The sequence below is a fragment of the Bacteroides reticulotermitis JCM 10512 genome (assembly GCF_000517545.1).
GTDB classification, from domain to species: Bacteria; Bacteroidota; Bacteroidia; order Bacteroidales; family Bacteroidaceae; genus Bacteroides; species Bacteroides reticulotermitis.
In genome coordinates, this window is the sequence record NZ_BAIV01000039.1 from 15,078 (window position 1) to 33,999 (window position 18,922).

General features: G+C 39.5%; 12 protein-coding genes and 2 pseudogenes. All 14 read left to right on the forward strand.

Annotation, left to right across the window (positions count from 1 at the left end):
* Positions 1 to 50: 50 nt before the first annotated feature.
* Entirely contained in the window at positions 51 to 1,427 is a 1,377-nt protein-coding gene (locus JCM10512_RS18960; RefSeq protein WP_044165340.1) for an alpha amylase family protein, read from the forward strand.
* Between the two features lie 30 nt (positions 1,428 to 1,457).
* Positions 1,458 to 2,786: an alpha amylase family protein gene (locus JCM10512_RS18965; RefSeq protein WP_044165341.1), complete on the forward strand. Its 1,329-nt coding sequence runs from the start codon at positions 1,458 to 1,460 to the stop codon at positions 2,784 to 2,786.
* A gap of 88 nt (positions 2,787 to 2,874) precedes the next feature.
* Positions 2,875 to 3,561: pseudogene (locus tag JCM10512_RS24330) on the forward strand (family 10 glycosylhydrolase); the annotation flags it as partial.
* A gap of 143 nt (positions 3,562 to 3,704) precedes the next feature.
* Positions 3,705 to 5,468 carry a calcineurin-like phosphoesterase C-terminal domain-containing protein gene (locus JCM10512_RS22200; RefSeq protein ID WP_244437317.1) on the forward strand — a complete coding sequence of 588 codons (1,764 nt, stop codon included), beginning with the start codon at positions 3,705 to 3,707 and terminating at the stop codon, positions 5,466 to 5,468.
* Between the two features lie 7 nt (positions 5,469 to 5,475).
* The gene (locus tag JCM10512_RS18980; RefSeq protein WP_044165342.1) at positions 5,476 to 6,888 is read left to right on the forward strand and encodes a DUF5009 domain-containing protein; all 1,413 of its coding nucleotides are present in this window, start codon (positions 5,476 to 5,478) and stop codon (positions 6,886 to 6,888) included.
* Positions 6,889 to 6,925: 37 nt separating this feature from the next.
* Complete coding sequence (locus JCM10512_RS18985; RefSeq protein WP_244437319.1) at positions 6,926 to 7,918, forward strand: phosphodiester glycosidase family protein; 993 nt, start codon at positions 6,926 to 6,928, stop codon at positions 7,916 to 7,918.
* A gap of 4 nt (positions 7,919 to 7,922) precedes the next feature.
* Positions 7,923 to 8,995 (forward strand): annotated as a pseudogene (locus JCM10512_RS18990) (SGNH/GDSL hydrolase family protein).
* Positions 8,996 to 10,271: 1,276 nt separating this feature from the next.
* Positions 10,272 to 12,599, forward strand: a complete 2,328-nt coding sequence (locus tag JCM10512_RS18995) for a glycoside hydrolase family 20 protein (RefSeq protein ID WP_044165346.1) — start codon at positions 10,272 to 10,274, stop codon at positions 12,597 to 12,599.
* Positions 12,600 to 12,962: 363 nt separating this feature from the next.
* The gene (locus JCM10512_RS19000) at positions 12,963 to 13,517 is read left to right on the forward strand and encodes a UpxY family transcription antiterminator (RefSeq protein WP_044165348.1); all 555 of its coding nucleotides are present in this window, start codon (positions 12,963 to 12,965) and stop codon (positions 13,515 to 13,517) included.
* Positions 13,518 to 13,628: 111 nt separating this feature from the next.
* Positions 13,629 to 14,513, forward strand: a complete 885-nt coding sequence (rfbA, locus tag JCM10512_RS19005; protein WP_044165349.1) for a glucose-1-phosphate thymidylyltransferase RfbA — start codon at positions 13,629 to 13,631, stop codon at positions 14,511 to 14,513.
* Between the two features lie 12 nt (positions 14,514 to 14,525).
* Complete coding sequence (gene rfbC / locus JCM10512_RS19010; RefSeq protein ID WP_044165350.1) at positions 14,526 to 15,095, forward strand: dTDP-4-dehydrorhamnose 3,5-epimerase; 570 nt, start codon at positions 14,526 to 14,528, stop codon at positions 15,093 to 15,095.
* A 143-nt stretch (positions 15,096 to 15,238) separates the two neighbouring features.
* Positions 15,239 to 16,360 (forward strand): MATE family efflux transporter, encoded by a 1,122-nt coding sequence (locus tag JCM10512_RS19015; RefSeq protein WP_244437321.1) that lies wholly within the window; start codon positions 15,239 to 15,241, stop codon positions 16,358 to 16,360.
* Between the two features lie 917 nt (positions 16,361 to 17,277).
* On the forward strand, positions 17,278 to 18,141 hold the full coding sequence (locus tag JCM10512_RS19020) for an O-antigen ligase family protein (RefSeq protein ID WP_158332241.1): 864 nt from the start codon (positions 17,278 to 17,280) through the stop codon (positions 18,139 to 18,141).
* Between the two features lie 14 nt (positions 18,142 to 18,155).
* Positions 18,156 to 18,922: Coenzyme F420 hydrogenase/dehydrogenase, beta subunit C-terminal domain (locus JCM10512_RS19025; RefSeq protein WP_044165354.1), on the forward strand; the 767-nt coding region annotated here is incomplete at its 3' end.

Genomic DNA, 18,922 nt, shown 5'->3' on the forward strand with positions numbered 1-18,922 from the left:
TGTATCTCTTCAGGTGCAGGCTTTATTTTCAATTTAAAAAACACTTGATAATGGAACCTAAATTAAAGTTGATTAAGACACTGATTGGAGTCTTTATCGCCAGTTTTTGTATAGCGTGTGGCAATGATGGTCCGAAAGACTATTGGGGCGATACGGGAGGTGGGGGAGGAAAAGAACCTACAGAAAATCCAAATGCAGCTAAGCCTCGCTATATTTGGGTCGATGCGGCGGCTAACTTCCCGGATTTCGCCAATAGTAAAGAGAATATAGCCCGAGATTTAGCATCGGCTAAGGATGCCGGATTTACAGACATTGTGGTGGACGTGCGTCCGAATACCGGAGATGTCTTGTTTACCACCAATGTGGTAGACCAAGTGAAATTTCTGTATGCCTGGGTGGGAGGTAATTATACCAAAATAGAACGAACAGCTACTTGGGACTATTTGCAGGCTTTTGTTGATGAGGCTCGTAAGCAAGGGCTTCGTATTCACGCCGCTATTAATACATTTGTTGGTGGAAGTCAATCGGATGGAGGTACAGGAATGCTATACCGTGATCAGTCTAAAACTGCTTGGGCAACCCAAATGAATATGCTGACAGGCATTGTGAACGTAATGAATACGAGTGAGAGCACAAAGTTCTTGAATCCGGCTAATCCGGAAGTCCAGACCTACCTCTGCAATCTACTTAAAGACTTAGCCAAATATGACTTGGATGGAATCTTTTTAGATCGAGGACGATTTCTGAACCTACAATCCGATTTTTCGGATGAATCTCGTAAGCAGTTTGAAGCATACTTAGGAGGGACTAAGATACAGAATTATCCGTCCGATATTTTACTTCCGGGTTCAACAAGCCTTCCGTCTACCTATCCGCCGTACATGACTAAATGGTTGGAGTTTCGCGCCAAGGTAATCTGCGACTTTATGCAGAAAGCACGTTCGGCTGTAAAAGAGACCAATTCGAAAATAAAGTTCGGTGTTTATGTAGGAGGATGGTATTCTACTTATTATGATGTGGGTGTCAATTGGGCGGCCTCGACATACGACACTTCCCGGTATTACAACTGGGCTACAAGTAAATATAAGGACTATGGTTATGCAGCGTTTATGGACCATATGCTTATTGGTGCTTATGCCTCCCCGTTAAAAGTTCAGGGTACTACCGAGTGGACAATGGCAGGCTTTTGCGCACTGGCTAAAGATAAAATAAAGAATGCGTGTCCGATCGTTGCCGGAGGACCGGATGTAGGAAACTGGGATGCCAACAATCAAGCCACTCAGGAGCAGGAAAACCAAGCAATTGTCCAATCCGTCAAGGCGTGTATGGACGTTTGTGACGGATACTTCCTCTTTGATATGATTCATTTGAAAAAGGCTAGTCAATGGCAATACGCGAAAGAAGGTATTGATTTGGCTATCAAGTAAAATAATAACAAGCTTTTAGACTAAAATAGTATGAAAAAAATAGCAATAACATTTTTATCAGGCTTATTACTGATTGCTTTCGGTGCATGCAAAGCATCCAAAGGCGAGACTTCAGAAACAAAGACTAAGCCGGCTTTAATGTGGTTTGATGCGGAAGCTAATTTCGAACGTTTCAGTCATCCGGATTCAATCGATTTTTATTTGAATAAAATAAAAGCACTGGGCTTTACGCATGCAGTAGTTGATGTGCGCCCTATTACCGGTGAAGTATTGTTTGATACGGAGTATGCACCTAAAATGCACGAATGGCAAGGAGCAGAACGTCCGGATTTCGATTATTTGGGACATTTTATACAGAAAGCTCATGAGCTGGGGATAGAGGTTCATGCTTCTCTCAATGTGTTTGTAGCCGGACATAATTATTTTGACCGGGGACTTATATATTCTTCGCATCCCGAATGGGCATCTGTTGTTTACACCCCCAAGGGGCTGACGTCGATAACCAACCAGAAAGAGAAATACTCAGCAATGGTTAACCCGGTTAACGAAGAGTTTCAGGTGCATATTCTCAATGTTTTGAAAGACTTGGTAAAACGTTATCCGAACTTAGACGGTTTAATGTTGGACAGAGTACGCTATGATGGAATCTCTGCTGACTTTTCTGAACTTTCCCGACAGAAGTTTGAGAATTACATCGGTCAGAAGGTTGAAAAGTTTCCGGAAGATATATTCGAATGGAAACAGGATGCGAACAGTAAATACTATCCTGCACGTGGCAAACACTTCTTGAAATGGATCGAGTGGCGCACCAAAAATATCTATGACTTCATGGCTCGTGCTCGTAAAGAAGTAAAAGCCGTCAATCCGAAAATCTCATTCGGAACTTATACCGGAGCATGGTACCCATCCTATTACGAAGTCGGAGTGAACTTTGCCAGCAACCAATACGATCCAAGTAAGGATTTTGACTGGGCTACTCCTGAATACAAGAATTTTGGTTATGCTGAGCTGATCGATCTTTATACAACGGGCAATTATTATACCGATATAACGATTGAGGAGTATAAAAACAACAACCGCAGCATCTGGAATGAAACCGATTCGCAAGCACAATCGGGCATTTGGTATTGTGTGGAAGGGTCTTGCCAAAAACTGCACGAGATAATGAAGGAAAATAAGTTTATGGGAGGCATATTGGTGAATCAGTTTTATGATAATCCTGAAAAGCTATCCAAAACAATCGAAATGAATCTCAAGGCATCGGATGGATTGATGGTATTTGATATTGTACATATTATTGACAAAGGATTGTGGAAAGAGGTAGAGTCGGGGATGAGAGCCGGACAAGCTCTGAAATAAGAATAATAAAGATATGAGAAGACTGTATATTATAGCTGTATTACTTTGGGCCGGCCTATGTGTATTTGCTTCGGTAAAGCCTAAGGTTATGTGGTTGGACTGTTCGGCCAATTTTGAAAGATTTAGTTATCCGGATTCCATTCGTTACTATGTAGAGAAGTGTCAGGAGGCAGGGATTACACATTTGGTGTTGGATATTAAAGATAATACCGGGGAGGTACTATATCCAAGCAAATACGCTGCTCAAAAAAAGAACTGGAAGAATTTTGACCGTCCGGACTTTGACTTTATAAACACATTTATTGAAGCAGCCCATGCACACAAGCTCATTGTATTTGCCGGAATGAATATTTTCGCTGACGGTCAGAATATCGTGAAGCGTGGTGCTGTTTTCGATAAGCATAAAAAGTGGCAAGCTGTAAACTACGTGCCCCGTAAAGGCCTACTTCCTGTGACTGAGATTGAAGGTAAACCGACCATGTTTCTCAACCCGGCGTTGAAAGAGGTGCAGAAATATGAAATAGATATCATTAATGAAGTCGTGCGGAATTATGCTTTTGATGGTATTATGCTCGATCGGGCACGCTATGACTGCATTGATTCGGATTTCTCTCAGGAGTCGAAGAAGATGTTTGAGAAGTTTATTGGAAAGAAAATAAATAAGTTTCCGGAAGATATACTCGAGTGGCGTCCGAATGCTGAGGGAAATATCGACCGTGTAGCTGGTCCGTATTATCGAGAATGGCTCACTTGGCGGGCTTCGATCATCTATCATTTTATAAAGGATGTGCGATCATCGATTAAAAAGATCAACCCCAATTGTCAGCTGGCAGCTTATACAGGTGCCTGGTATCCGACCTATTTTGAGGTAGGAGTCAATTGGGCTAGTCGGAATTATGACGTAAGCAAAGACTTTTCGTGGCTACGCCTGATTATAAAAACTATGGTTTTGCCGAACTGCTCGACTTCTATACCAATGGTAATTATTATTGGAATGTTACGCTTGATGATTATTATAAATCTTCCGGAAAACATAAAAATGAGACGGATAGTGATTTCTCTACCGGAGAATATTTATCTGTAGAAGGCGGTTGCAAGTACTCCAAGCATCTACTCAAAGGGGCAGTTCCTGTTTGTGGTGGGCTTTATGTGGAAGACTATAAGCGGGATGTTCGTCAGTTTCAAAAAGCGGTTCGCATGAACCTGAAAGAGTCGGATGGTGTGATGATATTTGATATTGTACACATCATTCGGAATGGCTGGTGGACTGAATTGAAAGAGGCGTTGAATGAGAATCTGACGGATGAAGCGCAAACGATTAATGGGGTCGTGTCTTGTGAGGGAAAAGGAGTAGAGGGAGTTGTGGTAACCGATGGTTTACGTTGTGTTACTACAGATAAGCATGGAATCTACCGCTTGCCAAGTTTGGGTGATACCCGTTTTGTCTACATCTCGACTCCGGCAGGTTATTTAACCGATTGTGAGCAAACAGTCCCTCAATTTTATAAAGAAATCGATCTGAACCAAACTAGAGAATATGATTTCCTATTGAAAAAGAACCCCAAGGACGACAACAAACACCTGTTCGTTTTGGAAGCAGACGTACAGGCCGGGCTGAAAAAGCATTGGGAATTATATGCTCCAATTGTTGACGATTACCGGCAATTGATCGCGGAATATACAGACCGGGATATCTTCGGACTGAATTGTGGCGATATCTTTTGGGATACCCCCGCCACATTCTACCCGGATTATATGGCCAAAGTGAAGAAGCTGGATATACCTGTATATCGTGCTATCGGGAATCATGATATTGACTGCAATGGCCGTACGTATGAAACGTCTTATCGCACTTTTGAAGGATATTTCGGTCCTACTCATTATTCCTTCAATAAGGGAAACGCGCACTATATAGTTGTGAATAATAATTTCTATGTGGGTCGTGAGTACTTTTATATCGGCTATTTGGATGAAGGTACTTTTCAATGGCTCAAGGAAGATCTTTCTTTTGTTCCTCAAGGAACTTTAGTGTTCTTTGTCTCTCATATTCCCACGCGTACAACTGAGCAGCAGAGGCCGTTTAATTATGATTATGGCAAACTTGCCGGCGAAACAATCAACGCTGCGGCTATTCATCAACTACTGAGTGAATACGAAACTCATTTCTTGAGTGGACATCTCCATGCGAATTCGAATATTCTATTTAATGACCGCCAGATGGAGCATAACACGGCAGCCGTTTGTGGCATTTGGTGGAATGCGGACGTCTGCATCGATGGTACTCCACAAGGGTATGGCGTATATGAAGTAGATGGAAATCAGGTTAAATGGTTTTATAAAAGTGCCAATCACCCCAAGGAGTATCAATTTAGATGTTATCCCGTCGGCAGCTCCAAAGAGTTTCCCAAAGATGTGATTGTCAATGTCTGGAACTGGGATGCCAAATGGAAGGTTGAGTGGTTGGAAGATGGGCGTTTCATGGGAACTATGACGCAATATACCGGAGTCGATCCGTATACCCAACAAGTTTGTACGGATAAAGACAGAACCATGCAGAGTTGGATTTCGGCGGCAAACACAACGCATATGTTTCGTGCAACTCCGCGCAACCGTCAGGCGAAGATTGAAATTCGGGTAACAGATCGTTTCGGTGAGATTTATACGCAAACTGTTTTAAAATAAATAGCTTATGAGCAAATTACGAGCTACTTCTTTGGACGCCTTTCGGGGATACGCTATTCTTACAATGGTCCTTTCGGGTAGTATTGCCTGGGGAGTACTTCCCGGCTGGATGTATCATGCTCAGGTGGGGCCTCGTTCTAATTTCGTCTTTGACGGATCCGTATATGGTATCACATGGGTTGATTTGGTCTTTCCTTTTTTCCTGTTTGCTATGGGGGCGGCTTTTCCTTTTTCGATTGGAAGTAAAATCAGAAACGGAATATCTCGTTGGAGAATAGTGTATGATGGTGTATTGAGAGGCATTCGTCTGACCTTCTTCGCCATTTTCATACAGCATATATATCCATGGAGCGTGTCTTCACCACAGGATACACGCTCGTGGCTGATAGCGCTGGCGGGTTTCGTTCTGATGTTTCCGATGTTTATGAGAATTCCGTTGAAGATGCCGGACTATTTAAGGCTGGCTATCAAAGTGATTGCTTATTCCATCGGTATTGTGATGCTCCTGAATATTCATTATGCGAATGAACGTGTTTTTAGTCCGGGGTATAGCAACATCATTATCTTGGTTTTAGCCAATATGGCAATCTTCGGATCGATTATTTATGCTTTTACAATCAATCATCCGTGGGTACGTATTGCTATCCTTCCTTTCGTAGCAGCGATATTGCTGGGAAGTGAGCACGCAGAATCATGGAATCATGCTTTAATGAATTACTCACCTCTGCCTTGGATGTATCAGTTTGCCTATCTGAAATATCTGTTTATCGTACTTCCCGGTTCCATTGCGGGAGAATATCTCTATGAATGGTTGCATAACAGAACGGCAACAGAGCAAAGTAGCAGTCAGGATGAGCGTAAAAGAATGCCATGGATTCTCTTGCTCACCATAGGAGTGATTGTATTCAATCTATACGGGCTCTATACGCGGCATTTGCTAATTAATTTAGCGGGGACAGTCTTTTTGTTGGGCGTTCTGTATATTTTGCTGCAAGTTGAAGGAAAGAATACGAACTATTGGCGTAAGTTGTACAAAGCCGGTACCTATCTAATCTTATTGGGATTGTTTTTTGAAGCTTATGAGGGAGGAATCCGAAAAGATCCCTCTACGTATAGCTACTATTTATTGGCATCCGGATTGGCTTTCATGGCTATGATCGCTTTTTCCATTATGTGTGATGTCTATTCGTGGAATAAACTAACCAGGCCTTTGGAGTATGCCGGACAGAATCCGATGATTGCTTATGTATCTACTCAGTTAGTAGCACTGCCTCTCATCAATCTTGCGGGCTTGGGGACTTGTCTTACTTATTTCGATCAAAACCCTTGGCTAGGTTTTCTGAAAGGAGTTATCATAACTTCTATGGCTTTATTAATAACGATATTATTCACTAAACTAAAGTGTTTCTGGAGGACTTGATATGATGTTAACCAAACGATTTCTTTTTATAGCAAGCATGCTTTTGGCTTTTTCGTTTTACTCGTGTGGAGAGAAGTATCCTGAACATCCTTGGGAGTGGGATCAGGATGAAGAAGAACCGAATCCTGATATAACAAAACAAGGATGGACGGTAGTCAGTGACCTAGGCAAGTTGCCCGACTATATTCAAGTATATAAATCGCCCGAAAAACTTGTCGGTAAACAGGCTATTGCTTATATTGCGGTCGCTAATATGAGTAAGGCTAAGTTTGAGGTTCTGGGCGATATCGCTTATTCGCAAACAGCGAATGGTTATGGGGGGACGACGGTAAATACACCATCCGGCTTCTATGATTCTTCTAAAGCTTCAATCGTGGTAAATGGGGGATTATTCTTTTTGAGTGATGGGTTTTATTATTCGCAGAACTTGGTAGTTCGGGATGGTCAAATGCTTGCACCTAATCAGAATTATTACTCCAAAGACTGGGTTACTTTGTGGTATCCTACTTTAGGCGCTTTTTGTCAGATGAAAGATGGGACATTTAAAACGACATGGACCTATTATACCTACGATGGGGTAAACTATGCCTATCCGTCGCCAGCGGACAATGATATCAATAAAACGCCTTTAGCTGTACCGTCTTCATCGTTTCCTGCCGGAGCACAAGTACTTGAAGCTACTCAGGCGATTGGAGGAGTAACAGTTCTCTTACGTGGTGGTGAGATAAAGAATACCTATGTAGAAGAAATGCTCGACATATCGGGCGCATCCAATCAACCTCGCACGGCGATTGGAAGTACAGCCGATAAAAAGATGATTCTTTTTGTTTGTGAAGGACGAAACATGACAGCCGGTGTAGCTGGGCTGACTACCGGTGATGTTGCGAATGTGATGAAGAGCCTGGGTTGTACCGAAGCGTTGAATCTCGATGGAGGCGGTTCTTCGTGCATGTTGGTCAATGGGAACGAAACGATTAAAGGAAGCGATGGCAAGCAGCGGAAAGTGTTGACTGCCGTCGGGCTAAAATAATATTATGAAACAAGCTTTTTTATTCATTTTTTGTTGCTTGCAAACACTGTTTATACAAGGGCAACAGGTATTTCACGACGCGTCCCTTTTCCCATTGTTGGGAAAGGCAACCGAAGCTACTGAAGCACGCTATGTGAGGCTTCCGGATTCATTGAAGAATGTATCGCGCTCACCTCTTTGGAATTTAAGTCGTAATTCGGCGGGAATGGCTATACGTTTCCGAAGTAACACAACGAAAGTGTCGGTGAGATGGGAGTCTCTCCAGAATAACCACATGAATCACATGACAGACGTAGGTGTGAAAGGGCTCGACTTGTATTGCTTGACAGAGAAAGATGGGTGGCGGTTTGTTAACTCTGCCGTCCCACAGGTAAGACTACCGAAGCAACGGTCATTTCCAATATGCAAGCCGTAGATCGTGAATACATGCTCTATTTGTCTCTTTATGATGGAGTTGCTTCTTTGTCTATCGGAGTCGATTCACTTGCAACATTAACGGTTCCTACTGTTGCGTTGCCTGTTCGTGAAAAGCCGGTCCTTTTTTATGGAACAAGTATATTACAGGGAGGATGTGCGTCTCGCCCGGGAATGGCACATACCAATATCTTGTCGAGAAGATTGAATCGTGAATGTATCAACTTGGGTTTTAGCGGAAATGCGCTTCTCGATTTGGAAGTCGCCGGGGTTGCTGCCGAAGTAGATGCTTCTGTATTTGTACTCGATTTCGTGCCAAATGCTTCTGTCAAGCATATGGAAGAACGCATGGAGGCTTTCTATCAGATTATACGCAAGAAGCATCCGAAAACTCCTATCGTTTTTATCGAAGACCCAATCTTTACGCATACCAGATTCGATCAGGTGATAGCCGGCGAGGTGGCAAAGAAAAATCGGAAATTACATGAGATTTATACTCAGATCGAGAAGCGTGATAAGCATGTTTATCTTGTTTCCTCCTCCAAAATGCTGGGAGAGGATGGGGAAGCTACCGTTGACGGTATTCATTTTACCGACTTAGGAATGATGAGATATGCCGATTTACTCTATCCGGTCTTACAAAAGCTAATTAATAAGAAATAAGCTAAACCTTATCTCAAAGCCGGCATGTGTAAACCCGAAGCTTGGCTTCTGTGACAAAAGTAAAGACACTTACAACATAAATCGTCTTTTCTCGTAACCTCCTAAAAGATACAGTATTATACTGCCACTTCTTTTAGGAGGTTATATATTCAATCCGTAATATCCATTTTCGGATCACCTGCAAAAGTATGGGGATGATCTCTTATCTTCCTTGAGTACTACTTAAGTTTTGACTCTTTTTGCAATCTGTACAATATTCGTGTAGCTATTCTGTGTTCCTAATTTCATCAGCGAGGCTTGAAATAAGCACTTTGCACAATGATACATCACTCTTATGTCATTGTCACTTTTTTGCATATCATTCAGTATATCAATGTATTGCAATGCGCCTTCTTTTTTTAGATCATTTCATTTCACTGAGCGGAAGTTATTATTTGTTTTCTCAAAAAAAAGAGTCCTCAATTCACCAAATAAGCCTGATCAAGAACCATATTGTACGCAACTATTCGTGGATTTAAGCAGTCTTTCTTTATGTTTATTCCTTCCTATTTCCTGTTGCACATATTGTGCGACGCCTGTTCCACATAATGTGGGACACGTGCTTCACAATATGTGAGTCAGCTGTTCCACAGCTGTGGAACAGGAAACAGAATGGGCAAAGATGTCTTTTACTAGTTGTTTACTACTATCTGCCAAGGGGATTTTGCCAAGTACGCAGCCTTCGGAAATCGGTGTTCTGTATGTGTTAAATCAGCTTGTAAAAAAGAAGGCGCATTGTATTTTATTGCAAATCAGTCGTTTGTGGCAAAAAGTGACTATGACTAGATATCGTTTTACATTCTGTAACTCGCTTGATTTTCGTGCTTTACTGTATCTCCCTAGATGCCATCGTAGTTTGTACGGTATCAAAGAGAAGATGCAAAATAAATAATTGATTTACTGATATATATGCGCTTTTGTGACGCGAAATTATTGGCTTGTTACATTATGCATAGTATCTGTTTCAGTGGTCCGACTGTTGATATAAGCATGAGAGAGAGGCGAATTTGTGAAACCTTAATTCTATGTAATCGTTTACCTTTGTTCGCTTTACTTTGCGTGTTATAACATGAATATCCTTCACACCCTTTTAATGTTGCTACTTCTGCGGATCGGGCGACAGAAAACGGTGTTTTTCTTTGGAACGTTTTGTGAAAAATTATATCTTTGGCATCAATAATCAATAAAAGACTTTTTTTATAAATTTATTAACTACTAACCCCCTAATTATTTGTGTATGAAACAAATTATTAAACTAACCGGATGTTTGGTTGCGATAGCTGGCCTGGCGACTTCTTGCCATTCTGTGCTACAAGAAGCCAATTATCAGATCATTCCTTTGCCGCAAGAAATTGTCGCGGTTCAGGATGCTCCCTTTACGCTTACTAGTAGTGTGAAGATTCTCTATCCTGAAGGCAATGAACAAATGCAACGCAATGCTCAGTTCCTGGCTGATTATCTGAAGACCGCTACAGGAAAAACATTTACTACTGCAACCGGCACTGCAGGCGATCAGACAATTGTGCTGAGCTTGGGCTTGGAAGCTGAAAATCCGGAAGCATATCGTCTGAAGGTTGCAAAGAATGGTGTGACTATTACTGCTCCTACCGAGGCCGGTGTGTTCTACGGTATTCAATCTTTGCGTAAATCATTGCCCGTTGCTTTGAATGCAGAAATCAGTTTGCCTGCTGTCGAAATCAACGATTATCCTCGCTTTGGCTATCGGGGTGCTCATTTTGATGTTGCCCGCCACTTTTTTTCGGTCGAAGAAGTAAAGACTTATATAGATATGATGGCGCTTCATAATATGAATCGCTTGCATTGGCATTTGAGTGAAGATCAGGGATGGCGTATTGAAATCAAAGGCTATCCGAAGTTGACCGAAATAGGTTCACAACGTAAAGAAACGGTAATAGGACGTAACTCCGGTAAGTATGATGGTAAGCCTTATGGCGGTTTTTATACGCAAGAAGAGGCTAAAGATATTGTAGCTTATGCTGCCGAACGCTATGTTACAGTGATTCCTGAAATCGATCTTCCGGGTCATATGCAGGCTGCTTTAGCGGCTTATCCGGAACTGGGATGTACCGGTGGTCCGTATGAGGTATGGCCTATGTGGGGCGTTTCGGATAACGTTCTTTGTGCCGGTGAAGATGCTACGCTTCGATTTATCGATGGTGTACTCACAGAGATTATGGAGATATTCCCTTCCAAACTGATTCATGTTGGTGGTGACGAATGTCCGAAAACAAAATGGGAAACTTGTCCTAAATGTCAGGCTCGCATTAAGCAATTGGGTCTTAAATCGGACGGAAAACATACCAAAGAAGAAAAGCTACAGAGCTTTATCATCAACCATGCCGAGAAGTTCCTGAATGATCACGGTCGTCAAATCATTGGCTGGGATGAAATTCTGGAAGGTGGACTTGCGCCGAATGCTACAGTAATGTCTTGGCGTGGAGAAGTAGGAGGTATAGAAGCCGCGAAACAAAAGCATGATGTGATCATGACTCCTAATACGTATCTGTACTTCGATTATTACCAATCGCAGGATATTGCAAACGAACCATTCGCTATCGGAGGTTATCTACCTGTAGACAGAGTCTATAGCTACGAACCGCTACCTGCAGAATTGACTCCTGCCGAACAAAAGTATATCATTGGTGTACAAGCTAATCTTTGGACGGAATATATTCCGACTTTCTCACATGCGCAATATATGGTATTACCGCGTTGGGCTGCATTAAGCGAAGTACAGTGGACCATGCCTGAAAAGAAAAACTATACTGATTTTCTTATTCGCTTGCCACGTCTGATTAATTGGTACGAGGCTGAAGGATATAATTATGCAAAACACGTATTCGACATAGCAGTAGCCTATAAACCTAATTCGGACGAAGGAGTTTTAGAAGTGACCTTGTCTACGCTAGGCAATGCACCTATTCATTATACACTCGATGGAACCGATCCCACTGCTTCTTCACCTTTGTATGAAGGAGTCTTGAAGATAAAGTCAGATGCTATTCTCAAAGCAATGGCTATTCATTCGAATGTTAGTGGACGTATTTTTTCCGAAGAACTTAAGTTTAATAAGGCTAGCATGAAGCCCATTACGGCTAATCAGCCTATCAATGCTACTTATAAATATGCAGGTGCATCTACATTAGTCGACGCACTAAGAGGGAATAATAACTCCCGTACGGGGCGTTGGATAGCATTCAATGGCAATGATATGGATATGACAATCGACTTGAAAGAACCTACGGAAATATCCAGTGTTTCTTTTACTGCCAATGTAGATCCGGGCGACTGGGTATTTGATGCTAAAGGTTTCACCGTTGAAGTCTCAGACGATAACAAGCAATTTACTAAAGTCGCTTCCGAAGAATATCCGGCAATGAAAGCAACTGATAAGAAGGGCATTGTCGAACATCAATTAACTTTCTCTCCGGTTAAGACTCGTTATGTACGCGTGATTGCGCAAACAGAGAAAGTCTTACCCGATTGGCACGACGGAAAGGGTAAACCATCTTTCCTCTTTGTTGATGAAATTGTAATCCGGTAGATTTAGGTAACACTTCCAAATAATAAAAAACGTACTTTTTATTAAAGTACGTTTTTTTTGTGCTTATAAAAACAGATAAATAATCAGTAGATGAACATTTTATATCGTCAGGGGCGGGAATCGTGGAAATAATTTTAATGAAATAATTGTGATATTTCGTTGAATAGTGTTACCTTTGCAACGTTTTAGTACTCTATCTTATTCTCTATGAATGTAAATTCTTATATGGAGGAGGGATAAAAAGGCTAAAACCTTAAAGGGGATAAAATAATTCATAGGTGTGAAATCAATCTATGGGGGAGCTAAAGGTATGCCCTTTAAGCAATGGTAAAATAGTGGAAGATTTGGGGAATGGTGTAAATAATGGATAAACGGGACGACAATGGGCAAAAAGAAGCTAGGCGCGTATGGTACGCTGTCCAGACTTTCTATTGTAAAGAAGAACGTTTAGGGCAATATTTTGAAGAAAAAGGGATAAGCTATTTTATTCCGATGCGGCACTCCGAGCGTATAACGCCGGATGGAAAAAAGCATCGAACGCTCACACCTGCTATACATAATCTATTGTTTGTCGAAAAAACATTTACAGAAAAAGAGTTTCTGGCGAAAGTTGAGAAGTGTCCTATACCTTTTCATCTTATTCGTCATCGTGATACACGCAAGTGCTATGAGATTCCGGATAGCGAAATGCTGGAACTTCGTGCTATTTGTGATCCGACTTATACAGGAACTCTCTACGTCGATACTGCAATGGCTGAGGCCCGTCCTGGGCAAAGAGTACGAGTCATTCGCGGTCAATTTGCCGGACTTGAAGGCAAACTTACGCAATACAAAAAGAGCTACTACGTTGTAATTACGGTAGCTACTATCGGCGTCATGCTACACATTCCCAAGTGGTATTGCGAAAAAATCAACTAATCATTTCTACATTTTATTATTATTGAATGCGTTGTAGGTAAACTTCACGAGTTTACAACGTACAGCGCTTTACGTCTTATCGTATTGTACTAAATAATCAAATTAAACTACATGAAAGGGATTGTTTTAGCCGGTGGTTCGGGCACACGACTGTACCCTATCACCAAAGGAGTCAGCAAACAGCTGCTTCCCGTATTCGATAAACCGATGATCTATTATCCGATCTCGGTGCTGATGTTGGCAGGTATTCGCGAGATATTGATTATCTCGACTCCTGACGATCTACCAGGTTTTAAACGTCTTTTGGGCGATGGTTCCGATTATGGAGTTCGCTTAGAGTATGCAGAACAACCTTCACCGGATGGCCTAGCGCAGGCTTTTATCATTGGTGAAGACTTTATAGGTAATGATTCGGTTTGTCTGGTACTAGGTGATAATATCTTTTATGGTCAAAGCTTTACCCGTATGCTGAAAGAAGCTGTTCGCACTGTGGAAGAAGAAAAGAAAGCTACTGTCTTTGGTTATTGGGTGGCCGATCCCGAGCGATATGGCGTAGCAGAATTTGATAAAGAAGGCACTGTCCTCAGCATAGAAGAAAAACCTGTGCATCCGAAGTCCAACTATGCTGTAGTTGGGCTTTATTTTTATCCGAATAAAGTGGTGGAAATAGCAAAGGAGATCAAGCCTTCACCTCGTGGCGAACTGGAAATCACAACGGTTAATCAACAATTTCTGGATAACGAAGAGTTGAAAGTACAATTGTTAGGCCGTGGTTTTGCCTGGTTAGATACCGGTACACATGACTCATTAAGTGAAGCATCCACCTTTATCGAAGTCATAGAGAAAAGACAAGGATTGAAAGTTGCCTGTTTGGAAGGAATAGCCTTGCGTCAGGGTTGGATTACAACCGATAAGATGCGTCAACTGGCTCAACCGATGTTGAAGAATCAATATGGTCAGTACCTCTTGAAGGTTATTGATGAGCTAGAGTTATAATAACATACCGAAATGGAAATAATCAAAACAGCTATCGAGGGAGTCGTCATAATTGAACCACGTTTATTCAAAGACGACCGTGGTTACTTCTTCGAATCTTTCTCTCAGCGAGAGTTTAACGAGAAAGTCCGTGAAGTAAACTTTGTGCAAGACAATGAGAGTAAATCCGGTTATGGAGTTTTGCGTGGCTTGCATTTTCAAAAGCCCCCTTTCGCGCAGAGTAAATTAGTACGCGTAATAAAAGGAGCCGTCCTTGATGTTGCTGTTGATATTCGCAAAGGCTCGCCAACTTTTGGGCAACATGTATCCGTTGAACTAACCGAGGATAATCATCGTCAATTCTTTATACCCCGTGGTTTTGCACATGGTTTCAGTGTCTTAACGGACGAAGTTATTTTTCAATATAAATGTGATAACTTCTATGCCCCGCACTATGAAGGTGCTTTAGCATGGGACGATCCTGCTTTAGGTATTGACTGGCATATTCCTACCGATAAAATTGTATTGTCGGAGAAAGATAGACACCATGAGCTTCTAAAAGATGCTTCTTGGCTATTCGATTATAATGAAAATCTATATTAACCAAAGATGGTTATATTGATAGCGGAGGAGTTGCTTTTCATAGTCTATGTTGTTGAATTATATTAATATGTACTAATTTGCTCGTAAATAATAAGCGTATAGCAAAAAATACATTGTATTTATACTTTAGAACATTCTTTACTATGACTGTAAGTGTTTTTACTAGTCGAGTAATTCTTGATGTTCTTGGAGTTGAAGATTTTGGTATTTATAATATAGTAGGTGGTTTTGTCGCTATGTTTTCGTTACTTAGCGGTACTCTCACCGCTGCAAGCCAGCGATTTATGTCCTATGAATTAGGGCGAGCAAAATCGGATATTAGCAAAGTGTTTTCAACGTCATTGTCGATTCATCTCATGTTGGCTGCTTTAATTTTTATTTTATTAGAAAGCGCAGGAGTGTGGTTCTTAAATTATAAAATGAATATTGCTCCTGATAGGCTTGTTGCAGCGAATTGGGTGTTTCAATGCTCTATTTTAACTTTTTGCGTAAATTTGATAAGTATTCCTTATAATGCTTCAATAATTGCTTATGAAAAGATGACTATTTTTGCATATATAAGTGTTTTTGAAGCAGTGGCAAAACTTGGTATCGTATATTTATTGTTATTGTTTAATTTTGATAAATTGATACTGTATGCATTCTTAACTCTTCTTGTAGCGATCGTTTTAAGGTGCGTTTACGGATTTTATTGTAAATATAAATTCCGGGAATGCCGATTTTATTTCATAAAGGATAAGGAGCTTTATCGAGAAATGTTGGGGTTTTCTGGTTGGAATTTTATTGGTTCTAGTGCAAATGTATTGAATTCTCATGGGATTAATATCTTAATAAATATATTTTTTGGAGTTGCTTTGAATGCAGCTCGTGGGATCGCAGAGCAAATAAATACAACTCTTAATAGCTTTGTGTTGAATTTTATGATGGCGTTAAATCCACAAATAACAAAGAATTTTGCTTCTGGAGATTATGATAATATGAATGTTTTGATAATAAAGGGAGCTAAATATTCATTTTTTCTGTTTTGGTTGCTCAGTTTACCTATATTATTAGAGACGGATATTGTTTTAAAAATTTGGTTAGTGCAGGTGCCTGAGTATACTTCAATCTTAGTTCGTTATGCTTTGATATATACGATGTGTCAGATTTTATCACAAACACTCTACGCTGCAATGTTGGCTACAGGAAAGATCAAGGAATATCAAATAATAGTAGGGACTTTAAGTTTGATGGCATTTCCAACAGCTATATATTCTTTTTTTTAGGATTACCGGCCCAATACGGATACATATCTTCAATTCTTTTTTCTTTGTTTTGTTTACTTGCAAGGATGTATTTACTACGTAGAATGGTTCCTAATTTTTCTTGGTATATTTATTTTAAGGAAGTCATTTGTCGGATTGTATTGGTCGTTGTTTTGTCGATTATATTATTGCTCATATTGCGTTCATTTATGTGTTTAGGGGGAATAGCAATGCTAATTTCTACAATATTGTCTTCACTCTTCTTTTCTATTATTTGTATTTATTTTGTGGGATTAAATATAAGTGAGAGGCAGTTTGTCTTAGCTGTGGTGAGGAAATCTATAAAAAAGAGATTTTAAATAATCTATTTTCTATATTTAGGTTAATATGCTTTTTGAGACGCATGGTATACTTTCTGATATTTACAACTGGTTGTCTACGAATTTTGTAATTAATTTAAATATGTTGCTCAAATGTTAGTTCTCAGTTTCATTTTCGCTTTGTTTTTTATTGCTATTATCATTTTTTCTTTTACAAAACCGAAGATAGCTGCCGCATTATTTACTGCATATTTTTTATTAGTTCCAATAATTAAATTACAATTAGGGAATATTTCTATAGGTGAGAAATTTTTGTATCTAATTTTGATACTTTGTTTTCTGATAAAATATAGGAATAAATTTAAGTACGTTAATTATACTCCGTTTAAGCCATTTATTTTTCTTTTCATAATGAACTTTATCTTGATTTTTATTCAAGATTTTATGATTTTCAGAGCTTCTATGGAGCGTTTTTTTACTACTATTTTGTCTAGCCTATTATATCCAATGGTGCTATATTCAATCTTAATAATTGAGAAGGACGCTATAAAGATATTATTAGGAGTTCTTGTTAGTTGCTTTATCATAATCGTAGGTTATGGTTTATTTCTAACTACAATGCCTGGTGTTAATCCATATTTGATGCTCTCTCTACCTTCATTTGGAATGGAATTTAATGAGGCTTATGCTCTCGGTTACTCAGCACTTGATACGACTACTCATATGGGAACAATTGATGGCCGTTTATTCGGGCGAATTTCATCAGTTTTTATGCATACAATGCAATATGGGTTAGTTTTGGGTTTGTTTTTTGTTTTATTTATTTATTTGTTCCGAAAAAGTAAAATAAAGCTATTCATTTCTATATCTCTAATAGTATTAGCAGTCTTAACATCAGGTAGTAGGACTCCAATTGGTGCACTATTGGTAACAGTTGGAGTTGTTGTTTTGTTATTAAATAAAATTAGATATTTAGTAATGTTTTTGCTTTTTATTACATTGGCTATAGTGATACTGCCTTTGATATCAGAAGAAGTTAGTGAATATGTTTTCTCTATTGTAAACAGTAATGATAATGTTAAGGGTTCCAGTTTGGAAATGCGAATAGAGCAATTAAATGCCTGTTTTGATATTATTAAATATTGTTTTTGGGAAGGTAAAGGATATGCGTGGTCTTATGAGTATATGAGTCGATTTGTTGTACATCCGAAGTTGCTATGTTTTGAAAGTTTATTATTTGTAGTTCTGTGCAATACAGGTGTGCTGGGGGTAATTGTATGGGGTATTTTTGGTATATTATATTTGAAAAGCATTACTAATGTAAGAGATAAAGCAAAACAAATGTTGTTACTATCTTTATTTATATTTTATATAGCATTTTCATGTATAACTGGAGAATATAATTATATGAAATACTTTATGTTATTCTATGTGTTTGCTTTGGGTGTGAGTTATTCCCAAAGCGAGGATTATCGTGTATAAATAGAAAGAGAGTAATGTTCGAAAAAAAAGACTTTCAGGTTATGTATTATATTGGTTATTCAAATGACCAGAATATACGTTATAAGGCTTCTTCAGGGGGAATTGGAACGACGTTCTTAAAATATATGCTCTCGCTGCATGATTATGATACAGCTATTACATTTTATTTTGATCCTAAATCTTGCCAATATAAACCTCGTTTAATATATAATATTGAAGATTTGAATATATGCGGCTCCATCTATCAAGACATTGACTTAGTCTCTTTTATAAGGCAGAATATTGATGATATAAGAAATGGAATTGTGATTACATGCTTACCTTGTCAAGTTCGTCCTTTGCGTTCTATTTTTAATAGACATAATATTAAAAATTTTATTATGACTTTTGTTTGTTCTGGACAAACTACAATAGAGGGGACATATTGTTATTATCGGTTGTTACATATAAATAAAAAAGATATACGCCTTGTCCAGTATAGAGGAAATGGCTGGCCTAGCGGAATACAAATCAAACTCAATAATGGTAGGTGTGTATATAAGGATAATTATAGCTATCCTTGGACGTTAATACAATCTTCTAAATTATATCGTCCTAAAAAATGTTTTTTTTGTAAGAAGGATACGGATTATAGTGCTGATATTTCTTTAGCGGATCCATGGCTAAAGGAATATAAGCAATCAGACCAAATAGGACATACAATGTTTTCTGTAAATACGGATAGTGGAGCATTTTATTTAGAAGAACTGCTAAGAGAAGATCTTATATCTATTAAAAGTTC

Excerpts from the sequence above, each read along its gene's own strand:
- JCM10512_RS19020 (WP_158332241.1), top strand. The coding sequence starts at position 17,278 with ATGCCTGGTGTTAATCCATATTTGATGCTCTCTCTACCTTCATTTGGA.
- rfbA (WP_044165349.1), top strand. The coding sequence starts at position 13,629 with ATGAAAGGGATTGTTTTAGCCGGTGGTTCGGGCACACGACTGTACCCT.
- JCM10512_RS18960 (WP_044165340.1), top strand. The coding sequence starts at position 51 with ATGGAACCTAAATTAAAGTTGATTAAGACACTGATTGGAGTCTTTATC.
- JCM10512_RS19015 (WP_244437321.1), top strand. The coding sequence starts at position 15,239 with ATGACTGTAAGTGTTTTTACTAGTCGAGTAATTCTTGATGTTCTTGGA.
- JCM10512_RS18980 (WP_044165342.1), top strand. The coding sequence starts at position 5,476 with ATGAGCAAATTACGAGCTACTTCTTTGGACGCCTTTCGGGGATACGCT.
- JCM10512_RS18995 (WP_044165346.1), top strand. The coding sequence starts at position 10,272 with ATGAAACAAATTATTAAACTAACCGGATGTTTGGTTGCGATAGCTGGC.
- JCM10512_RS19000 (WP_044165348.1), top strand. The coding sequence starts at position 12,963 with ATGGATAAACGGGACGACAATGGGCAAAAAGAAGCTAGGCGCGTATGG.
- rfbC (WP_044165350.1), top strand. The coding sequence starts at position 14,526 with ATGGAAATAATCAAAACAGCTATCGAGGGAGTCGTCATAATTGAACCA.
- JCM10512_RS18965 (WP_044165341.1), top strand. The coding sequence starts at position 1,458 with ATGAAAAAAATAGCAATAACATTTTTATCAGGCTTATTACTGATTGCT.
- JCM10512_RS18985 (WP_244437319.1), top strand. The coding sequence starts at position 6,926 with ATGCTTTTGGCTTTTTCGTTTTACTCGTGTGGAGAGAAGTATCCTGAA.